The 23,846-nt window shown below is 33.8% G+C and carries 23 protein-coding genes; 12 read left to right on the top strand and 11 right to left on the bottom strand.

From position 1 onward, the window contains the following. Positions 1 to 3: 3 nt before the first annotated feature. From nuoK to nuoG, 5 genes are read right to left on the bottom strand one after another with little or no spacing between them, the layout of a single operon-like run. Positions 4 to 321, bottom strand: a complete 318-nt coding sequence (gene nuoK, locus N3Z16_RS05680) for an NADH-quinone oxidoreductase subunit NuoK (RefSeq protein WP_223939304.1) — start codon at positions 319 to 321, stop codon at positions 4 to 6. Then, positions 311 to 931, bottom strand: a complete 621-nt coding sequence (locus tag N3Z16_RS05685) for an NADH-quinone oxidoreductase subunit J (RefSeq protein WP_282485741.1) — start codon at positions 929 to 931, stop codon at positions 311 to 313. Before N3Z16_RS05685 ends, nuoK begins: the two co-directional genes overlap by 11 nt. Before the next feature lie 8 nt (positions 932 to 939). Then, positions 940 to 1,419, bottom strand: coding sequence for an NADH-quinone oxidoreductase subunit NuoI (gene nuoI / locus N3Z16_RS05690; RefSeq protein ID WP_282485743.1), 480 nt, complete (start codon positions 1,417 to 1,419; stop codon positions 940 to 942). 17 nt (positions 1,420 to 1,436) lie between these two features. Further along, entirely contained in the window at positions 1,437 to 2,450 is a 1,014-nt protein-coding gene (gene nuoH / locus N3Z16_RS05695; protein ID WP_282485744.1) for an NADH-quinone oxidoreductase subunit NuoH, read from the bottom strand. A 1-nt stretch (position 2,451) separates the two neighbouring features. Continuing rightward, entirely contained in the window at positions 2,452 to 4,569 is a 2,118-nt protein-coding gene (nuoG, locus tag N3Z16_RS05700) for an NADH-quinone oxidoreductase subunit NuoG (protein ID WP_282485745.1), read from the bottom strand. 243 nt (positions 4,570 to 4,812) lie between these two features. Between nuoG and pyrH the strand changes: the two genes are divergently transcribed. The 5 genes from pyrH to N3Z16_RS05725 all read left to right on the top strand — a co-directional run bounded on the left by pyrH (position 4,813) and on the right by N3Z16_RS05725 (position 9,634). Next, on the top strand, positions 4,813 to 5,529 hold the full coding sequence (gene pyrH, locus N3Z16_RS05705) for a UMP kinase (RefSeq protein WP_223939309.1): 717 nt from the start codon (positions 4,813 to 4,815) through the stop codon (positions 5,527 to 5,529). Positions 5,530 to 5,557: 28 nt separating this feature from the next. Continuing rightward, entirely contained in the window at positions 5,558 to 6,115 is a 558-nt protein-coding gene (gene frr / locus N3Z16_RS05710) for a ribosome recycling factor (protein ID WP_223939310.1), read from the top strand. Positions 6,116 to 6,234: 119 nt separating this feature from the next. Next, positions 6,235 to 6,711: a transcription antitermination factor NusB gene (nusB, locus tag N3Z16_RS05715; protein WP_223939311.1), complete on the top strand. Its 477-nt coding sequence runs from the start codon at positions 6,235 to 6,237 to the stop codon at positions 6,709 to 6,711. Positions 6,712 to 6,718: 7 nt separating this feature from the next. After that, entirely contained in the window at positions 6,719 to 7,432 is a 714-nt protein-coding gene (locus tag N3Z16_RS05720) for an RlmE family RNA methyltransferase (RefSeq protein WP_282485747.1), read from the top strand. A gap of 51 nt (positions 7,433 to 7,483) precedes the next feature. Then, positions 7,484 to 9,634 carry a RelA/SpoT family protein gene (locus N3Z16_RS05725; RefSeq protein WP_282485748.1) on the top strand — a complete coding sequence of 717 codons (2,151 nt, stop codon included), beginning with the start codon at positions 7,484 to 7,486 and terminating at the stop codon, positions 9,632 to 9,634. Between the two features lie 580 nt (positions 9,635 to 10,214). On the opposite strand, the gene N3Z16_RS05730 is transcribed toward N3Z16_RS05725, so the two are convergent. After that, the gene (locus tag N3Z16_RS05730) at positions 10,215 to 10,634 is read right to left on the bottom strand and encodes a helix-turn-helix domain-containing protein (protein ID WP_282485750.1); all 420 of its coding nucleotides are present in this window, start codon (positions 10,632 to 10,634) and stop codon (positions 10,215 to 10,217) included. Between the two features lie 502 nt (positions 10,635 to 11,136). Between N3Z16_RS05730 and N3Z16_RS05735 the strand changes: the two genes are divergently transcribed. Next, positions 11,137 to 11,484, top strand: coding sequence for a helix-turn-helix domain-containing protein (locus N3Z16_RS05735; RefSeq protein ID WP_282485752.1), 348 nt, complete (start codon positions 11,137 to 11,139; stop codon positions 11,482 to 11,484). Between the two features lie 178 nt (positions 11,485 to 11,662). Here N3Z16_RS05735 and N3Z16_RS05740 read toward each other — a convergent pair whose 3' ends face one another. The 3 genes from N3Z16_RS05740 to greA form a co-directional block, all read right to left on the bottom strand. Next, positions 11,663 to 12,976, bottom strand: a complete 1,314-nt coding sequence (locus tag N3Z16_RS05740; RefSeq protein ID WP_282485558.1) for an IS5 family transposase — start codon at positions 12,974 to 12,976, stop codon at positions 11,663 to 11,665. Between the two features lie 220 nt (positions 12,977 to 13,196). Next, entirely contained in the window at positions 13,197 to 14,093 is an 897-nt protein-coding gene (gene rpoH, locus N3Z16_RS05745) for an RNA polymerase sigma factor RpoH (protein WP_282485754.1), read from the bottom strand. A 67-nt stretch (positions 14,094 to 14,160) separates the two neighbouring features. Further along, a complete protein-coding gene (greA, locus tag N3Z16_RS05750; protein ID WP_223938470.1) occupies positions 14,161 to 14,652 on the bottom strand; it encodes a transcription elongation factor GreA in 492 nt (163 codons plus the stop codon). A 71-nt stretch (positions 14,653 to 14,723) separates the two neighbouring features. Between greA and N3Z16_RS05755 the strand changes: the two genes are divergently transcribed. The 6 genes from N3Z16_RS05755 (at position 14,724) to N3Z16_RS05780 (ending at position 22,384) form a co-directional block, all read left to right on the top strand. Beyond that, on the top strand, positions 14,724 to 15,338 hold the full coding sequence (locus N3Z16_RS05755) for a diacylglycerol/polyprenol kinase family protein (protein ID WP_282485755.1): 615 nt from the start codon (positions 14,724 to 14,726) through the stop codon (positions 15,336 to 15,338). Between the two features lie 16 nt (positions 15,339 to 15,354). Continuing rightward, complete coding sequence (gene dnaG, locus N3Z16_RS05760) at positions 15,355 to 17,133, top strand: DNA primase (RefSeq protein ID WP_282485757.1); 1,779 nt, start codon at positions 15,355 to 15,357, stop codon at positions 17,131 to 17,133. Positions 17,134 to 17,165: 32 nt separating this feature from the next. Further along, a complete protein-coding gene (gene rpoD / locus N3Z16_RS05765; protein WP_282485759.1) occupies positions 17,166 to 19,115 on the top strand; it encodes an RNA polymerase sigma factor RpoD in 1,950 nt (649 codons plus the stop codon). Positions 19,116 to 19,253: 138 nt separating this feature from the next. Next, positions 19,254 to 20,537 (top strand): 3-deoxy-D-manno-octulosonic acid transferase, encoded by a 1,284-nt coding sequence (locus N3Z16_RS05770; protein WP_282485761.1) that lies wholly within the window; start codon positions 19,254 to 19,256, stop codon positions 20,535 to 20,537. Beyond that, positions 20,530 to 21,519, top strand: coding sequence for a tetraacyldisaccharide 4'-kinase (gene lpxK, locus N3Z16_RS05775; RefSeq protein WP_282485762.1), 990 nt, complete (start codon positions 20,530 to 20,532; stop codon positions 21,517 to 21,519). The genes N3Z16_RS05770 and lpxK overlap by 8 nt, the downstream gene beginning before the upstream one ends. After that, on the top strand, positions 21,494 to 22,384 hold the full coding sequence (locus N3Z16_RS05780; protein WP_223938459.1) for an LpxL/LpxP family acyltransferase: 891 nt from the start codon (positions 21,494 to 21,496) through the stop codon (positions 22,382 to 22,384). The genes lpxK and N3Z16_RS05780 overlap by 26 nt, the downstream gene beginning before the upstream one ends. A gap of 27 nt (positions 22,385 to 22,411) precedes the next feature. Here N3Z16_RS05780 and tsaE read toward each other — a convergent pair whose 3' ends face one another. Both tsaE and N3Z16_RS05790 read right to left on the bottom strand, forming a co-directional pair. After that, positions 22,412 to 22,840 carry a tRNA (adenosine(37)-N6)-threonylcarbamoyltransferase complex ATPase subunit type 1 TsaE gene (gene tsaE, locus N3Z16_RS05785; RefSeq protein WP_282485763.1) on the bottom strand — a complete coding sequence of 143 codons (429 nt, stop codon included), beginning with the start codon at positions 22,838 to 22,840 and terminating at the stop codon, positions 22,412 to 22,414. 10 nt (positions 22,841 to 22,850) lie between these two features. Continuing rightward, on the bottom strand, positions 22,851 to 23,711 hold the full coding sequence (locus N3Z16_RS05790) for a TIGR01459 family HAD-type hydrolase (RefSeq protein WP_282485764.1): 861 nt from the start codon (positions 23,709 to 23,711) through the stop codon (positions 22,851 to 22,853). Between the last annotated feature and the right edge of the window lie 135 nt (positions 23,712 to 23,846).

Raw genomic sequence — 23,846 nt, forward strand, 5'->3', positions numbered from 1 at the left:
CTCCTACCCTTTCATCTGGTTAACATCCTCGATCTCAATTGAGCCGCGGTTACGGAAATATAACACTAAAATTGCAAGACCAATTGAAATTTCTGCCGCCGCAATCGATAAAATTATTAGACTAAAGACTTGGCCTACTATGTCCTGCAGATATACCGAAAATGCCACAAAATTTATATTTACAGCAAGTAACATTAATTCAATTGACATTAAAATCGTGATGACACTTTTGCGATTCATAAATAACCCAGTTACTCCTATTGAAAAAATAAGAGCCGCTAAAATTAAATAATGCTCTAAAGAAATATTGCTATTCGTCATAATTCAAATTTTCTAAACCAGATTTTCCCGTATTTTGTGCAAAAAACAGGCTATTTTCCTTATTTTTTTGCAATTGATTGCCAGGTTTTTGCCTTTTAACTCCGGCTCTTAAACGAAAAGTCAGAGAAATACTTGCAATCATTGCTGTAAATAATATTAGCCCAGCAGTTTGGAACGGTAAAATAAAATCAGTATATAAAACCCTGCCAATAGCATAGGCGTTGCCAATATCAGGATTGAGGATAAATTGCAAGTTATTGACCGGTATAATAACTTTGATTCCAAGCAGAATAACAACTACAAGATCAGCAAATAGAAAGAATGCTATCATCGCAGCAATTCCGATTTCTGCACCTATTATTCCCTTGAATTCAGCAACTTTTATATCCAGCATCATTACGACAAAAAGGAATAATACTGCCACTGCTCCAACATAAATGATGATTAGCATCATTGCCAAAAATTCAGCTCCCATAAGAACCATAATTCCGGAAGCATTACAGAAAGTAAAAATTAGCCATAAAACAGCATATACAGGATTACGACTTGTTATTACCATAACACTACCAAGCACTAATAGAAAGGCAAAGAAATAAAAAAATATCGCCATAAATTATATTACCTGTATGGATAATCATCCTTTAATTTTCTTGCAAGTTCCTGCTCCCAAATTTCTCCGTTACGTAGCAGTCTTTCCTTATTATACAATAACTCTTCGTGGGTTTCAGTAGCGAACTCAAAATTCGGCCCTTCGACAATTGCATCTACCGGACAGGCTTCCTGGCACATCCCGCAATAAATACATTTTGTCATATCAATATCATACCTGGTCGTGCGCCGACTCCCGTCTTCTCTTGGCTCAGACTCAATTAAAATAGCCTGAGCAGGACATATCGCCTCACATAATTTACAGGCAATACAACGCTCCTCGCCATTCTCATAACGTCTTAGGGCATGCTCACCCTTAAACCGAGGACTAATAGGGCTTTTTTCGTACGGATAATCAATTGTAACCTTTGGCTTAAAAAAGTATTTTAAGGTTAAGAACATTCCACACAAGATGTCATATAGCACAAATGATTTAATATATTTTATCATAAATCAATTCTAAATAATTACGGCAAATTACCTGTTATCAAAAGCAGAGACGCTACCAGCACTACCCAAAATAAGCTTAGCGGTAAAAATACCTTCCACCCAAGGTGCATAAGTTGATCATATCTATATCGTGGCAAAGTAGCTCTGATCCACAAGAATACAAACAGCAAACAGCAAATTTTTAAAACAAACCAAATAAAACCCGGTATCAAATATAGAAAACTTATACCAAAAGGAGGTAGGTATCCTCCCATGAAGAACGTCACTGTAATGGCGCTGACTAATATCATATTAGCATATTCACCGAGAAAAAATAAAGCAAAACTCATAGACGAATACTCAACATTATAACCTGCCACAAGTTCGGATTCAGCTTCTGGTAAATCAAAAGGCAAGCGATTGGTTTCTGCCAAAACAGAAATGAAAAATACCACTGCCATAGGGGCAAGCAGCAGATGAATCCAAAATGGCATGTCTCGCTGGTGCTCAACTATTTCACTCAAATTTAGGCTTCCTGTTACAAGCAGCACTGTAACAATCACTAGCCCCATGGAAACTTCATACGATATCATTTGTGCTGAAGACCTAATAGCACCTAAAAAAGCATACTTAGAATTACTTGCCCAGCCAGCCATAATAATACCATAAACACCAAGAGAAGATACAGCCAGAACATATAGCACTCCAACATTCATATCAGATAACACCCACCCTTCGGAAAAAGGAATTACAGCCCAGCCGACTAGGCTTAAAATGAAAGTAATCATCGGAGCAATCATAAACACTATTTTACTTGCTGGCGTCGGGACGATTGTTTCCTTAAATATAAGTTTTACCGCATCGGCAATTGGCTGCAAGAGACCAAAAGGACCCACTCTATTAGGTCCTCGGCGCATTTGCATAAGCCCTATTACTCGGCGTTCAGCATAAGTTAAATAAGCTACTGATAATAGCAAAGGTAATACGATTAAAATTACCTTAAGAGCAATAAAAATTAATGGGACAACATATTCATAGAATAAATCCATCATTTTATGCTGCTCCCTCAATCGTTTCTTTAAGTTCTTGTGTTGCCTTCATCTCATTTATCGCCTTTGTGCATTTTACCATCGTAACAGAAGCCCGACTAATTGGATCTGTCATATAATAATTCATAGCTACTTTTTCTAAAGGCTGCTTGCTCAGTTTTATGCTAGACTTAAAGGGTAGAAAATCATTAACCATGATCTCATCAATATGGTTAAATATATCATATTCCTGTGCCATCATCTTGCGAATTAAATGCAGTTCATCTGCTTTAATCTCGAGACCAAGTGCTTCTGCAACCATATTAATAATTTCTATTCCGGTTTTAGCAGAACCTGCGGGAGATACCGCTGCTCGAGCAAACTGAGGTCTACCTTCCATATTAACATAAATTCCATCCTGTTCAGTATAAGCAGCTTCAGGCAAAATAACATCTGCTCTATTAGCTCCAGCATCACCGTGGTGTCCCTGATAAATGACGAAAGTACCTTCCCCTATTTGGCTTATATCAATATCATCTGCGCCAAGTAAATAGAGGATTTTGATTTCACCATTTTGGGTCTTTTTTAGGATTTCGGCAGTTCCAGTACCGGAATTACCATAAACGAAACCAAGGTCCAATGCCCCTACCATGGAAGCATGGTTATGCAAAATATTAAATCCATTCCAATTCTCTCGCACAATTTTGTATTTTGGGATAATTTTATGCAAAAGAGATAGTATTGCATGAGCATCTGGGCGCACTAGTGCTCCATCCCCAACAATAATCATAGGATTAGCTGCTTTCTCTAGAAGTTTAGCAAATGCTAATATGGATTTATCCTTATTTTCCTCGTTACCAAGATTAATCGAAACTAAGCTTTCCAGGATATCAACATTCCTACCTAGTTCCATAATTTTATATGTTTGATTATCCGCTTCTCCAATTCTCCCAACAATCAAGTTTCCTGCTCTAACCATTTTACCAATTCGAGCGTTCAATACAGGAGCTACCTGTCTTGGATTAGCGCCTACAAGCAGGCAAACGTCAGCTTTTTCTATACCAGCGATAGTAGTGTTAAACAAGTAATTACCTCTAGCTGATAAATCAAATCTGTAACCAAGTTGATTAGCATCGCCCATAGCAGACCCAAGTTTGGAGAGCAATTTTTTCATTAAAAACATACTCTCACAAGGCGCGGTAAAGCCTGCAATAGCAGCAATAGCTGACTTATCGTGTGTAGAAGTGAATTTGTCAGCAATTGAAGAAAGTGCACTTTCCCAGCTTACTTCTTGAAAGCGACCACTTTTTTTGATATAGGGTCTATCCAGCCGTTGATTTTTTAGACCATCGTAAGAAAATCTTGCTTTATCAGAAAGCCATTCTTCATTTATATCTTCATTAAGTTTCGGCAAAATACGCATTACCTCCAGCCCCCTGGAATCGACACGAATATTCGAACCAACAGCGTCCATAACGTCTATTGACTCAGTACCTTGCAGTTCCCAGCTTCGAGCAGTAAAGGCATAAGGTTTAGAGTTTAAAGCACCTACAGGGCATAAATCTATTACATTACCTGATAACTCAGAGGTAAGGGTTCTTTCCAGATAGCTCACAATTTCCATATGCTCTCCCCTACCGATTGTTCCCATTTCTGGAATACCTGCAACATCAGTACAAAACCTGATACAGCGGGTACAATGTATACAACGCGTCATATGGGTCTCAACTAAAGGACCAAGGTTTTTATCTTTAACTGAGCGTTTGTTTTCAGAATATCTACTTTTGCCCTTACCATATTTAAAAGCTTGATCCTGCAAATCACATTCTCCACCCTGATCACAAATTGGACAATCCAGAGGATGGTTGGCAAGCAAGAACTCCATTACCCCCTCCCGGGCTTTTATTACCCTTGCGCTAGTAGTATTAACTACCATGCCCTCACTTGCCGGCATAGCACAAGACGCAACAGGTTTAGGAGATTTCTCAATATCAACTAGGCACATACGGCAATTACCAGCAATTTTTAGACGCTCATGGAAGCAGAAATGCGGTATCTCCAACCCGGCAGCTTCACAAGCTTGCATCACAGTCAGGCCTTCTTCTATTTCTACTTCTTTGCCATCAATAATTAATTTCGGCATTTTACCACCTAATAAAACCTACTTTCTATAACTTATTACATGATATATTATGGCTATTTAAAACTAAAGTTTTTTTAAATAATCCCGATTTTTATTAACTGCTATTTTCTTGCACTTGACAAAAATAATACTTGCTTTAGCATGAACCAATAAAAAACTTAATTACATCTAACTCGAAAGCTAGGAAAATTCAAACCATAACTGATTTATTTTTATTAATTTTGTATCATTGTAGTAAAATTTATGTCAATAAACTGCAAAAGAGCCCTTTTTAAGGTTTCTGGTGAAGCTCTGATGGGAAACAAAAGTTTTGGACATGATTTTGAAACTCTCCAAACTATAGCAGAAGATATAAAAGAAGTTGTTAACCTTGGCGTGCAGGTATGCGTAGTAGTAGGAGGTGGGAACATTTACCGTGGAATTGATGCAGCCGTGCTAGGAATGGAAAGAGCAGCAGCTGACTACATGGGAATGCTAGCTACGGTTATTAATGCTTTAGCATTACAAAATACTATGGAAAAAACTGGCATATATACTAGAGTTCAGTCCGCAATCCCAATGACTACGATTTGTGAGCCCTTTATCAGACGACGAGCTATAAGACATATGCAAAAAGGAAGGGTTGTAATTTTTGCAGCAGGAATTGGGAATCCCTTTTTTACAACTGATAGTGCAGCTGTGCTTAGGGCTATAGAAATGAATTGTGATATTCTGTTTAAAGGTACAAATGTTGACGGGGTTTACGATTCTGATCCTAAAAAGAACAAGGATGCCAAAAAATTTGCAGAACTAAACTATACGGAAGCTTTAAGAGATAATTTAAAAGTAATGGATATGGCTGCGATTGCCGTAGCACGAGAAAACAATTTACCTATAAAAGTATTTTCTATAAAGAAACCAGGTAATTTTGCGCAGGTACTACAAGATAAAGGGGAATTTACTATTATAAAGGGCAATTAAGTTTTAAGAATTTTACTAAGGAGGCATCATGGATCAAGCACTTAAAAATGATTTAACTGACAAAATGAATAAGGCAATTATTATTCTTGAGAAAGAATTATCCGGTCTTAGAACAGGAAGATCTTCAGCTAATTTACTTGATCCGGTCGTTGTCGAGGTCTATGGAAGTAAAATGCCTATATCCCAAGTCGGCACAGTTTCAACTCCGGATGCTAAGACCATATCCGTGCAAGTATGGGATAAATCTATGGTCAAAACCGTTGAAAAAGCTATTGCTGATGCAAATCTTGGCCTTAATCCGAGTTCTGACGGCCAAATAATCCGAATGAGTTTACCTATCTTGAGCCAGGAAAGAAGACACGAACTGGTAAAAATTGCTCATAAATACGGTGAAAATACTAAAGTTGCTTTAAGAAACATCAGACGAGACGGCATGGAACATCTGAAAAAAATGGAAAAAGACGGCGCTATATCAAAGGATGATCACCATAATATTGGAGAAGAAATTCAAAAACTAACCGATGATTTTACAAGTAAAGTTGATCAGCATATAAAGACTAAAGAGGAAGAGATTTTAAAGGTATAGGTAACAACTCTATTAGTTAATATTACCGCAAGAAAAACCGCAGTTTTAAAAATAACCCCGATGCGTTTTTATAGATAGTTTAAGCTTCCAAGCGGTCTAATTCATAAAACAAAACATATATGAACCAACAAATAAGCACTAAATCAATTGCGCGAATTGCAGCTATTCAAACTTTGTATCAATTTGCCAGTTCCCAAGATACGCTCGATATAAATTCGGTATTGCTGAGAATAAAAGAGTTTTACAAAGACGTAGATTTTAAAAGCGACCACGATATTGATCAAAAGAGTAAACTCAAACTTAAACCAAGCTATAGCTATTTGGATGAGCTAGTAAAATATACTCATAGTAATTTATTAGAGATTGACGAAGAAATATCTCGATTTCTTACTAAGTCCTGGACTATTACTAATTTGCCTATGCTTCTTCATGCCGTGTTAAGAGTCGGTATTTGCGAGCTTGCTTATTTTCCGGAAACTCCTAAAAAAGTAATAATTAACGAGTATACTGATATAGCAAATGATATGCTAGATGAAAATGAAATTGGATTTATAAATTCTATTTTACATAATTATGCACAGTCAGGACAAAAATAACCTATTTATGTCTATATCTAGTGGTTATCGGGGTAAATTTACTAAAGTTAAAACTGCAAAAGGGAGAAAAAAATCTTCAACTCTCTGGCTTATGCGTCAGCTTAATGATCCTTATGTTGCCAAATCAAAATTAGACGGTTACAGATCACGGGCAGCTTATAAGCTACTTGAAATAAATGAAAAATTCAGGGTACTAAGCCCAGGAATGAATGTTGTAGATCTTGGCGCAGCACCTGGAGGATGGAGTCAAGTAGCAGCTAAAATCATTCAATCAAACAACAAAAACGCCACAAATAAGCTAATTGCTATCGACCTGCTACCTATAGACCTAATAGCCGGAGTAGTTAACTTACAGAAAGATTTCTTTGCTGATGATGCAAAAACTTTAATAATCAATAATTTGGACAATCAACTTGCCGATGTAGTATTAAGTGATATGGCAGCTAATACTACCGGACATAGTGCTACAGATCATTTACGAATAATTGATCTTTGCGAAAATGCTTTTCAGTTTGCCATAACTATCCTTAAACCTGGAGGACATTTTATTGCTAAAATTTTCAGAGGCGGAGCAGAAAATGATCTGCTGAATAACATAAAACAAAATTTTACAACGGTTAAGCATTTTAAGCCTGATTCAAGCCGCAAAACATCCAGTGAATTTTATTTAATAGCACTAAAAAAAAATAGTTTACTCTTACTTTCTATAGATATATTCTAGCTCTACATACTATCAAATATTTCAAAAATTAAACCAAATTATAATTATTAAGTGCATTTAGACCATCAAAAGATACTAGAAAAATACAAATCTTATAATATAACAGTAGACGAAGCAAAGATAAAAAAAGCTGTTGAATTTGCTATAAAATACCATGGTATACAACAAAGGGCATCAGGCGTTCCTTATTATTCTCATCCTCTTGAAGTAGCTGAAATAATTGGAGAAATGCGTTTGGATACAGATTCCATCATTACTGCTATACTACACGACACTATTGAAGATACAGACTTAACACTTGAGGAAATCGAAGAGAATTTTGGCAAAGATGTCGCAAAATTAGTTGATGGTGTTACTAAACTTACAAAAATAAAATTTCACGAAGATAATGTTCGTCAAGCTGAGAATTTTCGAAAATTGCTAATAGCACTGAGTGATGATATCAGAGTTTTACTTATTAAACTTGCTGATCGTCTTCACAATATGCGTACCATAGATTTTATTAGTAATCCGGAAAAAAAGAAAAAAATAGCCTTAGAAACCCTTGAACTATATGCACCGCTAGCTGAAAGAATAGGAATGCAACAAATAAAAACGGAATTGCAGGATATTTGTTTTGGAATATTAAACCCAGATATTAGAGAATCAATAGTTCAGAGATTTAAATCCATTGAACTTGAATCCGGACAAAATAAGCTTATCCCACAAATTATTAATGAGCTACAAAAAACTCTTGAAGTACAAGGCTTAAAAGCAGAAGTTTCTGGAAGAAAAAAAACTCCTTATTCCACGTGGATGAAAATGAAGCAAAAAAATATTAGCATAGAACAATTATCAGATATAATAGCTTTCAGAATAGTAGTAGATAATGTTGAGAATTGTTATAGAGCCCTTGGTATAATCCATACAAGCTATAAAATGATTCCTGATAATTTTCAAGATTTTATCAGCACTCCTAAAAATAATGGATACCAGTCTCTCCACACAGTGATTATCGGACCATTACTCCAAAAAGTTGAAATCCAAATTAGAACCCACAAAATGCATGATATAGCAGAGCTTGGAGTAGCCGCTCATTGGCGTTATAAACAATGCCATGATAATAGTCTCGACACTACGCAATACGTATGGATTAGAGAATTGCTTTCAATTTTAGAACAAAATAATGATCCAGAAACATTTCTCCAAAATACTAAATTGGCAATGTATTATGATCAAGTATTCTGCTTTACACCCAAAGGTAAACTTATAGCGTTACCTAAAGGCGCTACTACCGTTGATTTTGCTTATATGGTACATTCTGATATAGGGAATAAATGCGTAGGTGCAAAAGTAAATGGCAAAATAGTACCTCTTAAAACTCACCTTGTTAATGGTGATCAAGTAGAAATAATCACTTCTAAACACCAAACAGTTTCACTTTCATGGGGAAAATTTGTTGTTACAGGTAAAGCAAGAGGAGAAATTCAAAAAGTTATTCAACAACAATTAAGGGGGCAGCACATAAAGCTTGGGAAAACAATTATCTATAAAGCCCTAAAAGCTAATAAAATAGAAGACGAAACTAAAGCTATAGAAGCAGCGTGCAAGTTCTTTAGCAAAACCTCTGATGAATTATTTTTTGCAGTGGGAGAAGGTACAATTACCAGGGAGGAAGTAGTAAAGCTCGCAACTGTTAAAAAAAGTAGATTAAGCTCAACTTTATCTTTACTAAAATTTACAAAAAAAGCTCCTTCCACAACGGAAGATGAAAATGTAATACCTATTAAAGGCCTTATACCAGGTATGGCTATGCATTATGCGAAATGCTGTCACCCTCTTCCAGGGGACAAAATAGTAGGTATAGTACACACAGGAAGTGGAATTACAATCCATACATCTGATTGCGAAATGCTAAACAATTTTGCTAGTATGCCAGAAAGAATCCTTGACCTTACCTGGGATAACAATAAATCAAATATTCCTTTTATTTCTAGGATAAAAGTTTTGTTATTAAATGAACCAGAAAGCCTTGCTATTTTAGCCGGAGAAATTGCTAAAAATGGAGGGAATATAACTAATTTTAAAATTTTAAGCCGTAACAGCAACTATTTCGAATTGATATTTGACGTAGAAGTTAAATCGTTAGCGCATATAGAAGTGATAATAAATGCTCTGAGAATCAAAGAAGCTATTCAATACGCAGATAGGGATAGAAATTAGGAAGCTGCTAAATATATGCAGTTCAAATTTTTGCTGGAGTCAGATAGCTAAAATTACACCATAAGCTATTAAAAAATTTTATTGTACCAAAGCAATTTTGTTTATACCCCTATAATACATGATCTTAATTTAACACGGCCTTATTGGTAAAGGTAAAGCAGAATAGCAGGAAAACAAAACTATCTTAATGATTTCTTTAGCCCGCTGTTCAGCTCTCCATGCATCTATACCTTAATTTAATTCATTATAACTGCCAATAATTTTTCTCTGCGTTTGTAACTACATTATTACCCACCTAATTAGTAATAGATTTCTTGATATGCAGCATCGGACTTGGTTTTGATAAAAAATTCCACAAGAAAGAAAACAGTTACACGTTAATTATTAGCTAATTTTTGCATGTTTTTTTATTCCATCAAACAATATAGGTTTTAGTGGGCTTTCAATGAGCTGCTACTAATTCGTTAAAATCGATGCTACGGTTTTTCTTTATATAGTTTTCGATCTCTTGCTCCTGTTTTTTCCTTGCTTTTCTCTAATCTCCAATTTATCCAAAATGAAAACTAGAGAGTCCTTGAGTTTATCTACTTTCTGTTCCATTAGAATATCCTCTTATATTTCCTTCAGCGATTTTATCTTTTAACAATAATCTGATAAGCTGATTAATAGCATTCTGATATTCTAAACTATTAAGCCGCATAAAATTACGGACAATCTCCTTACGTATTTCCTCCTGATCTATCGGCAGCTGATATGTGACTTCAGTTTCTAGCCCCTCATAAAAGTAAGATACTCTCTCACCGAGCGCTTTAGAGATTAAAATTAACCTTCCTATTGAAACTCTATTTTTTCCTTTTTCATACTTAGAAAGTTGCTGACCGGTTATATCAACAGCTTCTGAGAGTTGCTTACGTGAAAAACCTTTTGACAACCTTAAAGAAGCTATTTTATTACCGATAAATTTGTCTATTTTTGCTATATAATCATTTTTACGTGCCATTATATTGTCCCCTTGTTTTAATTTAAAATATTAATCCGTTTAGAAATTTATTCCAAAAAGACGTTTTACTTTCAAAAAGAAGTGATAAAACTCAAGGAAATTTGGCGTAAGCCGAAACATTAACCCAGTTTAAATTAACCATATTAGTTAACAATAAAAAACTTTTACAACGTAGGTTTTGGATAAGAAATAAATTACTCCGATCAAATTTGTTATTTTGTTGATTTGGCTTGTTGTAGGAGTCTCTTTTATCTGTTATACTCATAATGTCACACCATTGTGTTGTTATTATATTGTTTTTTTGTCGCCATACTTATTTAACTGGTAGCTGTACTAGCAATTTCACATCCACTACAAGGTAACTACCAATCGGTTTAATTAAATTACAAGTTATTGATGATGTATCATTTAATAATAATGATGTTGATTTAGCTGTCAACATTTAATTACTTATTAAGTTAATATCTCAATTAATTATTAAGAAAAGGTTTTTCTGAGAATTATGTCCACCGAAACGATTAAAAAAAATATTACAAGGTTATTAGAAGAAAGAAATTGGAGTCTTCCTGAACTTGAGAAAAAAGCCGGAACTAATCGCAATATTTATGAATTTATTAGAGGGAGGAATGCCAACCCATCGGCCGGTCTGATCCAACAAGTTGCTAAAACACTGAACGTAGATTATAAAGAAATTTTGGAGGATTATAATGAGGAAGTATATATAAAAAATTATTCATTGTTATCCGAGGCGTGTCATTTAGTAATTCAAGAACTAAAATCCTTATCACCCGCAGGTGTAAAAGTAAGTTATGATGCACTTGGGTTATTAGTCTTTCCGTCAAAATTCTAAATTTTTGATGTAGTTTTAATAATTTTAAAAGTCAATCATCGCATTTTTATTTTTTTGGGGTATTTTTTTACCAAAAATATAAAATTTAGGTGCTATGATGGCAAAAATTCACAATTTACTCATGATTCTCTCTTGAGCAATGCTAATTGCTTAAATTATTAAGATTTTCGGAAAATTATTATGCGGTGGATTCTTTGAGAATATTAGTGATTCTACGCAAATTCAAGCCAACGGCAGAGATAAGCGGATTAACGATATCTCCAATTATTCCCTTAAGGTAGTTTCTACCCATACGACCAAAATTCTTTAGATGACCTATTATCGGTTCAATTGCACTTCTCCGCTTTTGCATCTTTTTGTCATCGGTTGATAAAGCTTTCTTGGTCTTGGCGGTAAAAACCTTGCCTTTTTCTTTGAAGTTATGGCCGGTGTAACCAAGATCTACAAAAATTTTGCTAGTCTCCGGACTTAGCTTGCGCAGCTCCGATACCGTTTGATCTAAAGTATGTCCGTCGTAGGGGTTACCGTGAAAAGATTTAACCCCAAGAATAAAGTTGCCTCGGCCGCTTACTGCAATCCCGACTTTGTTACCAAATTCGTAAGGTTTATTCATTTTACCCTTGCCGATACACTCTACCTCCGGAGCATGAAAGCTATAGACTATCTTATGCTCTTTTTTATAAATATCCTTGTCCTTTTTCTTAAGCACAGACTGGGCATGAATATTTTTAACTCTCGTAAAAATGGCGCTATCCTCAGCAGATAGTTCTAATTTTGATTTTTCTATACCTCTCCAGCATATACGGATCAACCTACCTAAGCGGACTTTTAAGCTTATCATTATTTTTCTACGTTGCCTTGCTTTACTATCTTCCTTGTACTTCCAAAGCTTGATCGTCTTATATTTAAAACTCTTGGCGTATGTCTCGTTAAGCGAAATACCAAGTCGTTTACAGAGATCTACTACTTTTGCTCTTGCGGTCTCCATTAAATGTACGTCATGTGGATGTTTGATATTCTTAATCTGTACAGTCGTATCTATAATCGCCGATTCCAAGTCTTTTTTTTTGAGTGCTCCGACCTTCAGTCCTATACGCAAAAGCTCTTTTAGAATCTCTTTATATCCTTCCTCTCCCAGAGCATTGCGGAATCTACGTATAGTCGCCTCCGATACGTCAATATCTTGTTGCATATACTCATAGCCGCAAAAATATTGCCAATATATATTTTCCTTTAATTCTTCCTCCGTAAACGAATCAGAACCGTTATACATAGCTTGCAGCATTGATAGTCCTAGCATTACTCTATGATCCTTCTTATTTCTACCGAATTGCTTGATTTCAACCTTAGCTAATGCCAGCGCTTCAAGTTCAGACCAATTTACCAAATCTCTCAGTTTATATAATTTGTTTTTGCGATTTAGTTGTATAGATAATTTTTCACCAAATAATCTTTCTTGTTTTTGAGAAAAACTAATATTTTCTATAGGCATATACTTTAAAATCCATAAGCTTTATGCGCTAATTATAACATTTTCTTATGGATTTCGTAAGCCATTTATAACATGAAACCCCTTCTAATTCAGGGGTAGAGAGTTTTGACGGAGAGACTATCTAAAACCAAATTTAATAGTTAGGTCAGCCTCCACTAATAGCTTCAACCAAGAAACAGAATTCTTTATATGGGGTAAGATCACCCTGATATGGCTTTTTCTAGTTGACCGTCTCTAGAAGTTGACCGTCTCTAGAAACTCTAGCTAGTACATAATTTTGCAGTTTTTCGAATGCTCTAGTTTCTATCTGCCTTACACGTTCTTTTGAAATGTTATATTCCATGCTTAAGCTATCAAGTGTTTCAGGTGAATAATTAAGCTTTCTAGCAGTTAGAATCTTAACCTCCCTTTCATTTAAAACTTGCATAGCCTCGGCTAATACCAGTTTTTTGTTTTCTATATCTTGTTTTTGCAGTAAAGATATTTCTTGATTTGGTTTCTGTTCCGGTAAAAATTCAATTATCTCGGCATTTTCGTCTTCACGATTTGCGGAACGATTCAGTGAAATATCAGGACCTGCCATACGTTGATCCATTTCTACTACTTCCTTAAGAGACACACCAAGCTCATCTGCCATCTCTTGATAATCTTGATCATTAATAGCCCGTGCATAAGTATTAATTATACGATGTTTAATCTTACCAAGGCTAAAAAATAATTTTTTTTGTGCTGAGGTTGTCCCAATCTTTACAAGTGACCATGATTTAAGTACATACTCCTGGATAGAAGCTTTTATCCACCACATAGCATAAGTAGAGAGTCTGAAGCCAAGTTTATGATCATATTTTTTTACTGCTTGCATTAAACCAATGTTTCCTTCCGATACAAGCTCAGGTAACGGTAGACCATAATTTTTATATTTAATGGCTATTTTTACAACTAGTTTCAAGTGGCTAAGTACAAGCCTATGAGCTGCTTCAAGATCATTATTTTCAAGATAATTCTTAGCAAGCAAAAACTCTTCTTCTTTTGTCAGAGAAGGTATATTGTTTATTTCTTGCAAATACTTGTTAAATCCAGAACTAGAAGAAATAACAGGCAAATTTATATTAGACATATAATACCTCTAACTTCAATGAAATTTATTATAGCATAACTTATTTCAAAAATTAAGAAAAAAATACTTAACCTAAATCTATGTCCGGATATGAAATTTCTAATATTTCAAACACTTTATTTCCCTTAGGAGTTGTTATTTCTACAATATCTCCTACAGATTTGCCAATAAGTCCTTTTGCAATTGGAGATTGGATCGAGACTCGTTTCTTAGTAATATCAGCCTCATACTCTCCAACTATTATGTATGTTACTTCTTCTTCTGTATCTTCATCCACTAATTTGACAGTAGCGCCAAATTTTATACTTTCTTTTGATAGTTTAGAAATATCAATAATTTCGGCTCTTGAGAGTTTATCCTCTAAATCTAAAATCCGCCCTTCAACAAAACTCTGTTTTTCTCGTGCTGCGTGATACTCCGCATTTTCCGATAAATCACCAAAATCCCGTGCTGTTGAAATAGCCTCAATAATTGTAGGCCTTTCAACGTGCTTCAAATGTTTAATTTCTTTTTCTAGGAGTTCGAAGCCTTTTTTAGTGATAGGGAATTTGACCATAATTATGTCTTGTTTAAGTTAAGATTTGAAGTATATTTAGACTAATTGCGTTTGTCAAATTAGCTAAAAATTTTATGCAAAATGAAAATCTTAATTTTGAAATCAGGCGAAAAATTTTTCATTTATACGGGTTAATATTTCCTTTAGTTTATTCGTTTATTCCTAAAACAAGTATGAACGTATTACTGTTAATACTTACTGGGTTTACACTCTATGCTGATATATCTAGGAATCATAATCAGAAAATTAAAGAGGTAGTTGATAAATTTTTTAGCAAATTTCTTAGAAATAAAGAAAGAACTGGTTTCTACAAGCTTAGCGGAGCAAGTTATATGGCTCTGGGGCTTTTAATAAGTTGTTTATTTTTTTCTAAAGGTCTAGTAATTACTTCGTGGCTCATCCTGATCATATCTGATTGTATTGCAGCATTAGTAGGCATGAAATATGGAATGCCGCTAAAAAATGGCAAATCCTTAGTGGGCGCTGGTGCGTTTTTTATTTCCAGCGTTTTTATTAGCACAGTAATCTATTTTTTTGTCAGTCACCCTACAAGTTTTATTATCATAATTTTTAGTTCTCTTATGGCCACATTAGCTGAATTTTATGCTGGTCAAATAAAAATTAATGACAATTTATCCATTCCTGTTTGTTATTGTTTAACAACAGTAATTTTAAATTTAATTTTTTAAATTTATGATAATTCCTGTGGAGTTTTACAATTACCTAAGAGAACAAATAAGAACCTCCGATATAGTAAAGCAAAAGGTTTCTTTAACTAAAAAAGGTAATGAATATTTAGGGATATGCCCATTCCATTCTGAAAAAACCCCTTCTTTTACCGTTAATGACGCAAAAAGATTTTACCACTGTTTTGGTTGCGGTGTACATGGAGACATCATTAAATTTGTAGCCGAAACTACAGGGCTTAGTTATAAAGAAGCTGCAATAAAAATAGCTCAAGAAAATTCTATCGAGTTACCTAAAATGTCTGCTGATCAACAAAAGGAATATGATGAAGCAGATCAAATATATAATGTCTTGGAATTAGCCTCAGCTTACTTTACTGACCAGATCAATAAAGAAGTTGAAGGATATTTACTAGCCCGCGGTATCAATAAAAATATCAAAGAACAATTTTCTATAGGTTATGCGCCGGGAAAAGGGCTTTTAATTAAGTATTTTGAAAAAAAATCTATCCCCCTGAAAATTTTATTAAGCTCAGGCTTAGTGGGCAAGAAAGAAGATGGTAAAATTTATGAGGTATTTAATAATAGAATAATCTTTCCTATTAGAAATACCTATAATAGAATTGTAGGATTCGGGGGAAGGGTGATTGGGGATGGCATGCCCAAATATATAAATTCTCCAGAAACTTTAGTGTTTAAAAAAAGCGAGACAATGTATGGAGAAAACACCGCAATCAGTGCGTCTTATAAAAAAAATTACTCAATTGTAGTCGAAGGTTATATGGATGTAATTGCTTTACACCAGGCTGGAATAAATGAAGCTATTGCGAGCCTTGGTACGTCGGTAACGGAAAAGCATCTGCAAAAATTGTGGCGATCGGGTGAGGAAATTATAATTTGCCTTGATGGGGACAATGCAGGACAAAGAGCAAGCCGCAGATTAATCGATATAGCGCTGCCGATGATTGCTTACGATAAAAAAATTTCTTTCGTAATACTACCGAATTCCAAAGATCCAGATGAAGTTATTAAATCCGAGGGTATTGAATTATTTAATAAACTACTTGCAGAAAGAATCAATTTATCAGAAGCTATTTGGTTGAGCGAATATGGAGGGAAAACTTTTTCCTCTGCGGAATCTAAAGCTGTTTTAGAGAATACATTAGACACTGTATGCTTACAGATAAAAGACAAGGTGCTGTCCGCTAATTTTCGGCGCTATTTCAAGGAACAGATGTGGCAGAAGCTTTATAATAAGAAAGGAGCACGCAATGGGTTAAAGAAAAATAATAAGACGTATATTGGAAGTAATGGTGATAAGGAATACACCGAAATGGAAGTGCTTGAATTATCTTTATGCAGTTTTATTATAAAGTTCCCTGGTCTGCTAAAAATTGCCAGAATTAGAGAATTTGTAGCAGATTTAACTCTATCCTCTCCTGATTTTAACGAATTCAAAGAATGGTATATTAGTCAAATAGATATGTATGACGATATTAATGAGAACAAGACCAAAGAACTTGCAGAAAAAACTGGATTTTACAACAGTTTTTTAGTATTATCTGATCCCAAGAAAATTTTTCTAGATACAATTTTTATTGAAAAAAATAAAGCAAATTGTGAGCTAATTTTTGATTTATTAAGTAAAAAATACTATTTATTATCGCTAAAACAAGAATACATTAATATAATAAATAGTAATAAAGAAGAGGTTAGGCTCAAAGCGCCTTCTTATTTGAAAGAGATTCAGGAAACTTCTAAACAACTCAGTAAGTTAAGTGAATTTTTTATAAACTAAGGCAATTTTCTAATTATTATCATAACAAAAATATGAATAAAGAAAAGACAAATCCAGTTGAAAAACTCAAGAACAATGATTTTAAAAAAGTTGATAACTTAGTAGTTGAAAGCAAAAAGAAAGGTTTTGTAACCTACAACCAGATCAACAAATCTATTGCCGCAAATAAGAAACTTTCTGTTGATGATCTGGAAAATGCTATATCCAAGTTTTCAGAAGCGGGTATCGATATTATTGACGACGATAATAATGACGATATAAAGCTTGATATTAACGTTAGCGAAGAGCTCAATATTTCCAGTTCGGCTATTGATAGTGAAGAAGAGGATGATGCTAGCTCAGAAAACCTAGGTTCTACCGATGATACTGTCAGGCTTTATCTCCGTGATATGGGAGGAGTAGAACTTCTCTCACGCGAAAATGAAATAGAGATAGCAAAACGCATTGATGAAGGAAAAAAATTGATGCTTCACTCCCTTTGTGAAAGCCCTACGGCGATGAAGAAATTCATCAAATTGTACGAGGATTTGGTTAATGAAAAAATTGCTTTGCGTGATTTAATTGACCTCGAAGCAAATATAGAGGGTGATACAGCGATTGTCAGTAGTACCGACAATAAAAACGATGAAAATGAGGGAGACTTAACCGATACCGACGCTGATGGTGATAATGATTCGGAAGAGGTATCTTCTCTTTCTATTTCAGCTATGGAAGCTGAGTTGTTACCGAATATATTAGACAAGATGGAGCGGATAGCAAAGATTTGCGATAAATTACTTTCTGAAACAAAAACTCATTATTTAGTAAAAAAACAAACTTCTTCTCTTGCTTCGAACAAAAAATACAAAAACGCTCTTATTGAATTGACCGAAGAAATCTCATCTATACATTTTAATACCAAACGTATTGAAGAAATTCTGGTAGATATATATGAAACAAATAAGAAGTTAGTAGCAAAAGAAACTGAATTGCTAAAACTAGCAGAGAAGCACGGGGTTAAACGCCAAAATTTCCTAAAAGAGTATATAGGTTCAGTAATTGATAATAGCTGGAAAGAAAAAATTCAGAAGAAAAAGGAAATTGCTTGGAAAAAGTTTATTCATGAAGAAGTTGCAGCTGTTGATAACACAATTTCTGAATTAAAAAAAGAAGAGTCAGTTATTGGCTTACCAATTTTTGAATTTAAAAGAATAGTTAATTCTATCCAGAAGGGCGAAAGACAGTCAAGCAGAGCTAAAAAAGAAATGATCGAAGCGAATTTAAGGCTTGTTATTTCGATTGCAAAAAAATATGCTAACCGAGGGTTGCAGTTTTTAGATCTTATTCAAGAGGGAAATATTGGCTTAATGAAAGCTGTAGATAAATTTGAATACAGCAGGGGCTTTAAATTTTCTACTTATGCTACTTGGTGGATACGGCAGGCTATTACTAGATCTATTGCTGATCAAGCACGTACAATCCGTATTCCTGTTCATATGATCGAAACAATTAATAAAATTATTCGTACATCTAGGCAAATGCTAAGTGAACTAGGGTACGAACCAACACCCGCTGAAATTGCAAACCGCCTTTCCATGCCTGTTGATAAAGTAAGAAAGGTAATGAAAATTGCAAAAGAGCCTGTAAGTTTAGAAAATCCTGTTGGAGATGAGGATGGAAGTTATCTTGGCGACTTTATTGAAGATAAAAATGCTATTTTACCTATTGATGCCGCAATTCAGTCAAATTTACGAGAAACCACTACCCGAATTCTGTCTAGCCTTACCCCTCGTGAGGAAAGAGTTCTTAGAATGAGGTTTGGTATTGGTATGAATACCGATCATACTTTAGAAGAAGTTGGACAGCAGTTTCACGTCACTAGAGAAAGAATAAGACAAATTGAGGCGAAAGCTCTGCGTAAACTAAAACATCCAACACGATCTAAAAAAATGCGCAGTTTCTTAAGTGGTTCTAGTAAGTCGCAAAATAATATTAATGAGTGATACTGATTTTGTAATTTAAAACGAAAAGTACTTATAGATTTGTAGAACCAATTTTATTGCTGCAGATCAATTAAATTTCAAAACTTAATGTGAAGTCTCATGAGGAGGGCAATCGCAAGATTTTAATTAAAAAACAAAATGAGTATTATTTTGCTATATAATTTGCTGACTGTTATTCTTTTTCCTTTTTATATTATAATACTTTTGATTAGGGCAATAAAAGGGAAAGAAAATATAAGATCTTTAAGAAGTAGATTTACTTTATACAGCACAAAAAGAAACAGAGAGAAATTAATTTGGATTCATGCTGCCAGTGTTGGGGAATCCATGATCGCAATTAATCTTGTAAATCAGCTAAAAAAAAAGTACCAAAATACTGATTTTTTAATTACAACGGGCACATTATCGTCCGCAAACCTTATAAATAAATGGCTACCTCCAGGCGTATATCATGAATTTACTCCACTTGATAATATTTTTACCATAAGAAAATTTTACCAATATTGGAGACCTACTGTTGGGATATTTGTTGAATCTGATATTTGGCCAGTATTAGTTACTTTTGGAGCTAAAAAATGTAAATTAATACTTTTAAATGGTAGATTATCTGATAAATCTTTTCAGATTTGGCAAAAATTTCCTAAAATATTTAAGTTATTAACTGACTCCTTTTCTTATATTGGAGTTCAAAGCAAGGTCGATTTAGAAAAATACCAATCACTTGGTTGTAATAAAGCTGAGAATTTAGGTAACATAAAATTTTCTAATCAGGAATTAGAAGTAAATAAAAAAGAACTAGCTTATCTACAAGAATTATTTAAGGATAGAAAAATTTTTGTTGCAGCTAGTACCCATGAAGAAGATGAGGCAGTATTATTAGATATAATTTACCAGTTTAAGGAAGAAAAAATAGATAAGTTTTATCCGATTATTATTTTAAGGCATCCGGAAAGGGCGAGTTATGTCGGTTTAATGTGTAATAAGCTAGGGCTAAAATATAGCCTACGATCACATAAAACCAAAAATAATATTCTAAAAAATGACCTTTATATTGTGAATAGTTTTGGTGAGGTAGGATTATTTTATAGCCTTGCTGAGATTGCTTTTATTGGGGGTTCTTTTAAAATGAAAAGTCGGATAGCAGGTCATAATTTGCTAGAGCCTGCATATTTTGAGAATGTTATTATTGTAGGTCCGAATATGGGTAATTTTCAAAATATAACTAACGAAATGCTTGAAAATAAGGCTTGTATACAGATTAATACTTCCGAGGAATTAAAAAATCAGATTCTATTTTTTATGGAAGATAAAAACCAGAAAATCTGCCAAGAATATTCCGATAATGCAAAGAAGTATGTGAAATCTAAACAAAAAATTTTAGGTAATTACCTTCAACAGATAGACATTTTTTTTAATGATTAATTTAAAATACCCTAATTTTTGGTCTAAAAAAACCTGGCTTTCCTCTATAATGATATTTTTTTCATATATATATATATTCCTTGGTTTTGTAAGAACTCAGACTACCAAAAAGATAGTATTGCCTCAAAAAATAATTTGTGTGGGTAATATAACATTAGGAGGAAGTGGTAAAACTCAAATTGTAGCATGGTTAGCGCAAAAGCTTATTCAAAAAAACATTTCATTTGTAATTGTTACTAAAGCTTATAAATCGCGCCTTGCGAAAGTAAAATTAGTTGAAAAAACCGATACTGCAAAAGAAGTAGGAGATGAATCAGTAATGCTGCGGAAATACGGTTCTGTAATAGCTGCAAAAAAAATTAACTATGCTCTTCCATTGATTCAGCAGATGAATCCGGAAATAGTGATTTTAGATGATGGTATGCAAAATCCAGTTTTACAAAAAAATTTACAAATACTAACTATTGACTCGCTAAATGGGATAGGAAACAACAGAATTTTTCCTGCGGGGCCGTTAAGAGAAAGCTTAAAATCTGGTTTAGCAAAATCTGATTTAATTTTTATGATCGGTAATAATAAATGTAAAGATTCTAGCCTAATTGGTAATATTTCTTTAAGTCAAAAACCGTATTTTGCAGCTGCTATTAAATTAAAAGAAAATCTAGATAAAGATATTGAATATATTGCTTTTGCCGGCATTGGTAATCCAGAAAAATTTTATTCGTTATTATTAGAGAATAACTTAAAAATTAAACAATACATGTCATTTGGAGATCATCATAATTATTCTGATGAGGAGGTAAAAAAGTTAATAGATTTAGCAAAGTTAAATAATGCGTCTTTAATTACCACAGAAAAAGATTACGTTAAATTAGCTAATAAATACAAAGAGCTGGTAATATGTGCTAGAGTCGGCCTTGAGTTTGAAAATGAGCAGAAATGTATAGATTTAGTATATGAAAAATTATTCCAAAAAAATTAAACATTTTATTGAATATGTTTTTTTAAAAATGTTTATAAAAACCATGAAAATAATAGGTTTTAAGAATTCAGTAGCTTTTTGCAGTTGGACAGCCAGATTCTTAGGTCCATATATGAGAGTTACTAAAATAGCAGAACGAAATTTAGATAAGGTATTTGGAGAGGAATTTGACATCAAAAAAATTATTCCTCAAATATGGGATAATTTTGGTAAATATATCGGTGAATTTCCTTTTATTAACGAATTGTCTGATCAGGAAATGAAGTCCATGTTTACTATGGAGGGCATAGAAAATGTAAAAAGTTATCAGCAGGCTAAAAAACCATTTTTACTTTTTTTAGCTCATCAGGCTAATTGGGATTTTGTTATAAGACATATAACCGATATTTACCCCAAATTTGCCATTATTTACCGAAAAGCAAATAACTCTTATGTCGACAGGGAAATTCTTCGAACCCGTAGCAAAAATCCAAATGTACTTATGATAGCTAAAGGACCAACTGGGGCTAAAGGTTTGGTGCGGGCCATAAAAAACGGCTACTCGATTGCTATGCTTGTTGATCAGAAAATGAATGATGGTATTGAAGTACCCTTTTTTGGCAGGCCAGCGATGACGGCAAATGCTATTGCCAAGCTGAGTTTACAATATAATTATCCGATTATACCCTGTCAATTAATCCGCATTAAGGAAAGCAATTTTAAAGCTATTCTCCATCCGGAGATAAAATATCAGCCTACTGGCAGTAAAGAAAATGATGTGTACAATATAATGCTGCTTATTAATCAAACACTGGAGAAATGGATTAAAGAAAACCCTTCCCAGTGGTTCTGGTTTCATAATAGATGGGAAAAAATAAAAATATAAACTACTGCTTTAAAAATGGTTTTTTATTTAAATCTTATAGATAGAAACCAAACGGTTATTGTTACTATTTATAGATATTTTTATTGAAATCGTATTTGGAGGCAAAATACTGCTAATAATTTCTGGCCATTCAATTAAGCATACATGATTACCAGAAAATGCTTCTTCTATACCCAGTTCGTATATTTCTTCCAAATGTTCTAGTCTATACAAGTCGAAATGGTAAATTTCAAAATTTTTAGTTGGATAAATTTGTAATAGATTAAAAGTTGGGCTAACAACTTTAACATCTTCCCCACATAAATATTTAATTATATGGCGGCATAGAAAAGTTTTTCCGACGCCAAGTCCACCACTAAAAGTGATAATAGAACCTTTCTTTATTTGTGCAGCTATTTTTATTGCAAGGTTCTCGGACTCCTTTTCTGATTTTAAGGTAAGCTCTTTTCCTAGCATAGCTTGTAATTTAAGTTAATTCAGTAATAAATGTAGGAAATATTTTAAATTCTTTAGCTTTTTTCCCAAGGACAGAAACTTTATCATCCAGAGATTCGTAGATGGAGTGGTATTGGTGCGTATTGCCGGTTAGCACTAAAGCAGAATCTATTCCTGAGTTCTGGGCTCCGAGAATATCAGTTTCAAAAGTGTCCCCTACCATTAAAATTCGGTTTTTTGGAATTGCAACTGATACCTTAAAAATATGCTGGTACATAACGTCTTTAGGTTTACCGGTATATACAACTTGTCCCCCATTTTCTTCTATAATGCGTGCGAAATATCCAGCGCAGTATCTGGTTATACCTCCTTTCGGAATTGATATATCTGGATTGGCACATATCTTAAGCAGGTTTGGCAGTTTAGCAACGTCTTTTAATACATTGTCAAATTCTTTAATGTTTTGATTTTCATCTCGATACAAAGTTAAAAGGAAAACATCAGCTTTTGTGTAATCATCAGTAATACTATGGTTAAGTTTACGCAATATATCATCGTTCTGATCACTCCCGAGGTGATATATTGTTAGCTTATCTTTTTCTAGTTTAATTGCTTCTTCTGTGATCAATTTTCTAGCAATATCTCCGGAAGTGATGATCATTTCTTCCGTCGCCTTTAAACCCCATTTTGCTAACCTATCTTTCATAATAAAGGCTGGCCTTGGTACGTTTGATACAAAAAATCCTTGCTTTTGCGCTAAAATGCTATTTATAGATTCTACCACACCAGGGTATAATTTATCATTTTCAACAACTACTCCCCATAAATCAAATAAAAATAAATCGTAATCGTTTAACACCTTAGAAATATGCTTGAAAACTGGTGACTCCATGGCTTTTATACCTTATATGATAATTATTGCTTTAAGTTTTACTTTTAAAATAGAACACAATGTTATATTATCCGTAGGCACGGTTTTAGTAAGAAACTTTTGCGCTTTAAGTGTTTATTTTTCATCATTTTAAAG

This window comes from Candidatus Megaera polyxenophila, from assembly GCF_029982035.1.
Classification (GTDB): domain Bacteria; phylum Pseudomonadota; class Alphaproteobacteria; order Rickettsiales; family Rickettsiaceae; genus Megaera; species Megaera polyxenophila.

Bases quoted from the DNA above. Each gene is read 5' to 3' on its own strand.
- N3Z16_RS05755 (WP_282485755.1), top strand. From the start codon at position 14,724: ATGCAAAATGAAAATCTTAATTTTGAAATCAGGCGAAAAATTTTTCAT.
- nusB (WP_223939311.1), top strand. From the start codon at position 6,235: ATGAACCAACAAATAAGCACTAAATCAATTGCGCGAATTGCAGCTATT.
- N3Z16_RS05685 (WP_282485741.1), bottom strand. From the start codon at position 931: ATGGCGATATTTTTTTATTTCTTTGCCTTTCTATTAGTGCTTGGTAGT.
- rpoD (WP_282485759.1), top strand. From the start codon at position 17,166: ATGAATAAAGAAAAGACAAATCCAGTTGAAAAACTCAAGAACAATGAT.
- N3Z16_RS05740 (WP_282485558.1), bottom strand. From the start codon at position 12,976: ATGCCTATAGAAAATATTAGTTTTTCTCAAAAACAAGAAAGATTATTT.
- nuoH (WP_282485744.1), bottom strand. From the start codon at position 2,450: ATGATGGATTTATTCTATGAATATGTTGTCCCATTAATTTTTATTGCT.
- lpxK (WP_282485762.1), top strand. From the start codon at position 20,530: ATGATTAATTTAAAATACCCTAATTTTTGGTCTAAAAAAACCTGGCTT.
- pyrH (WP_223939309.1), top strand. From the start codon at position 4,813: ATGTCAATAAACTGCAAAAGAGCCCTTTTTAAGGTTTCTGGTGAAGCT.
- nuoK (WP_223939304.1), bottom strand. From the start codon at position 321: ATGACGAATAGCAATATTTCTTTAGAGCATTATTTAATTTTAGCGGCT.
- rpoH (WP_282485754.1), bottom strand. From the start codon at position 14,093: ATGTCTAATATAAATTTGCCTGTTATTTCTTCTAGTTCTGGATTTAAC.
- N3Z16_RS05730 (WP_282485750.1), bottom strand. From the start codon at position 10,634: ATGGCACGTAAAAATGATTATATAGCAAAAATAGACAAATTTATCGGT.
- N3Z16_RS05720 (WP_282485747.1), top strand. From the start codon at position 6,719: ATGTCTATATCTAGTGGTTATCGGGGTAAATTTACTAAAGTTAAAACT.
- nuoG (WP_282485745.1), bottom strand. From the start codon at position 4,569: ATGCCGAAATTAATTATTGATGGCAAAGAAGTAGAAATAGAAGAAGGC.
- frr (WP_223939310.1), top strand. From the start codon at position 5,558: ATGGATCAAGCACTTAAAAATGATTTAACTGACAAAATGAATAAGGCA.
- tsaE (WP_282485763.1), bottom strand. From the start codon at position 22,840: ATGCTAGGAAAAGAGCTTACCTTAAAATCAGAAAAGGAGTCCGAGAAC.
- N3Z16_RS05770 (WP_282485761.1), top strand. From the start codon at position 19,254: ATGAGTATTATTTTGCTATATAATTTGCTGACTGTTATTCTTTTTCCT.
- nuoI (WP_282485743.1), bottom strand. From the start codon at position 1,419: ATGATAAAATATATTAAATCATTTGTGCTATATGACATCTTGTGTGGA.
- N3Z16_RS05780 (WP_223938459.1), top strand. From the start codon at position 21,494: ATGAAAAATTATTCCAAAAAAATTAAACATTTTATTGAATATGTTTTT.
- N3Z16_RS05735 (WP_282485752.1), top strand. From the start codon at position 11,137: ATGTCCACCGAAACGATTAAAAAAAATATTACAAGGTTATTAGAAGAA.
- N3Z16_RS05790 (WP_282485764.1), bottom strand. From the start codon at position 23,711: ATGGAGTCACCAGTTTTCAAGCATATTTCTAAGGTGTTAAACGATTAC.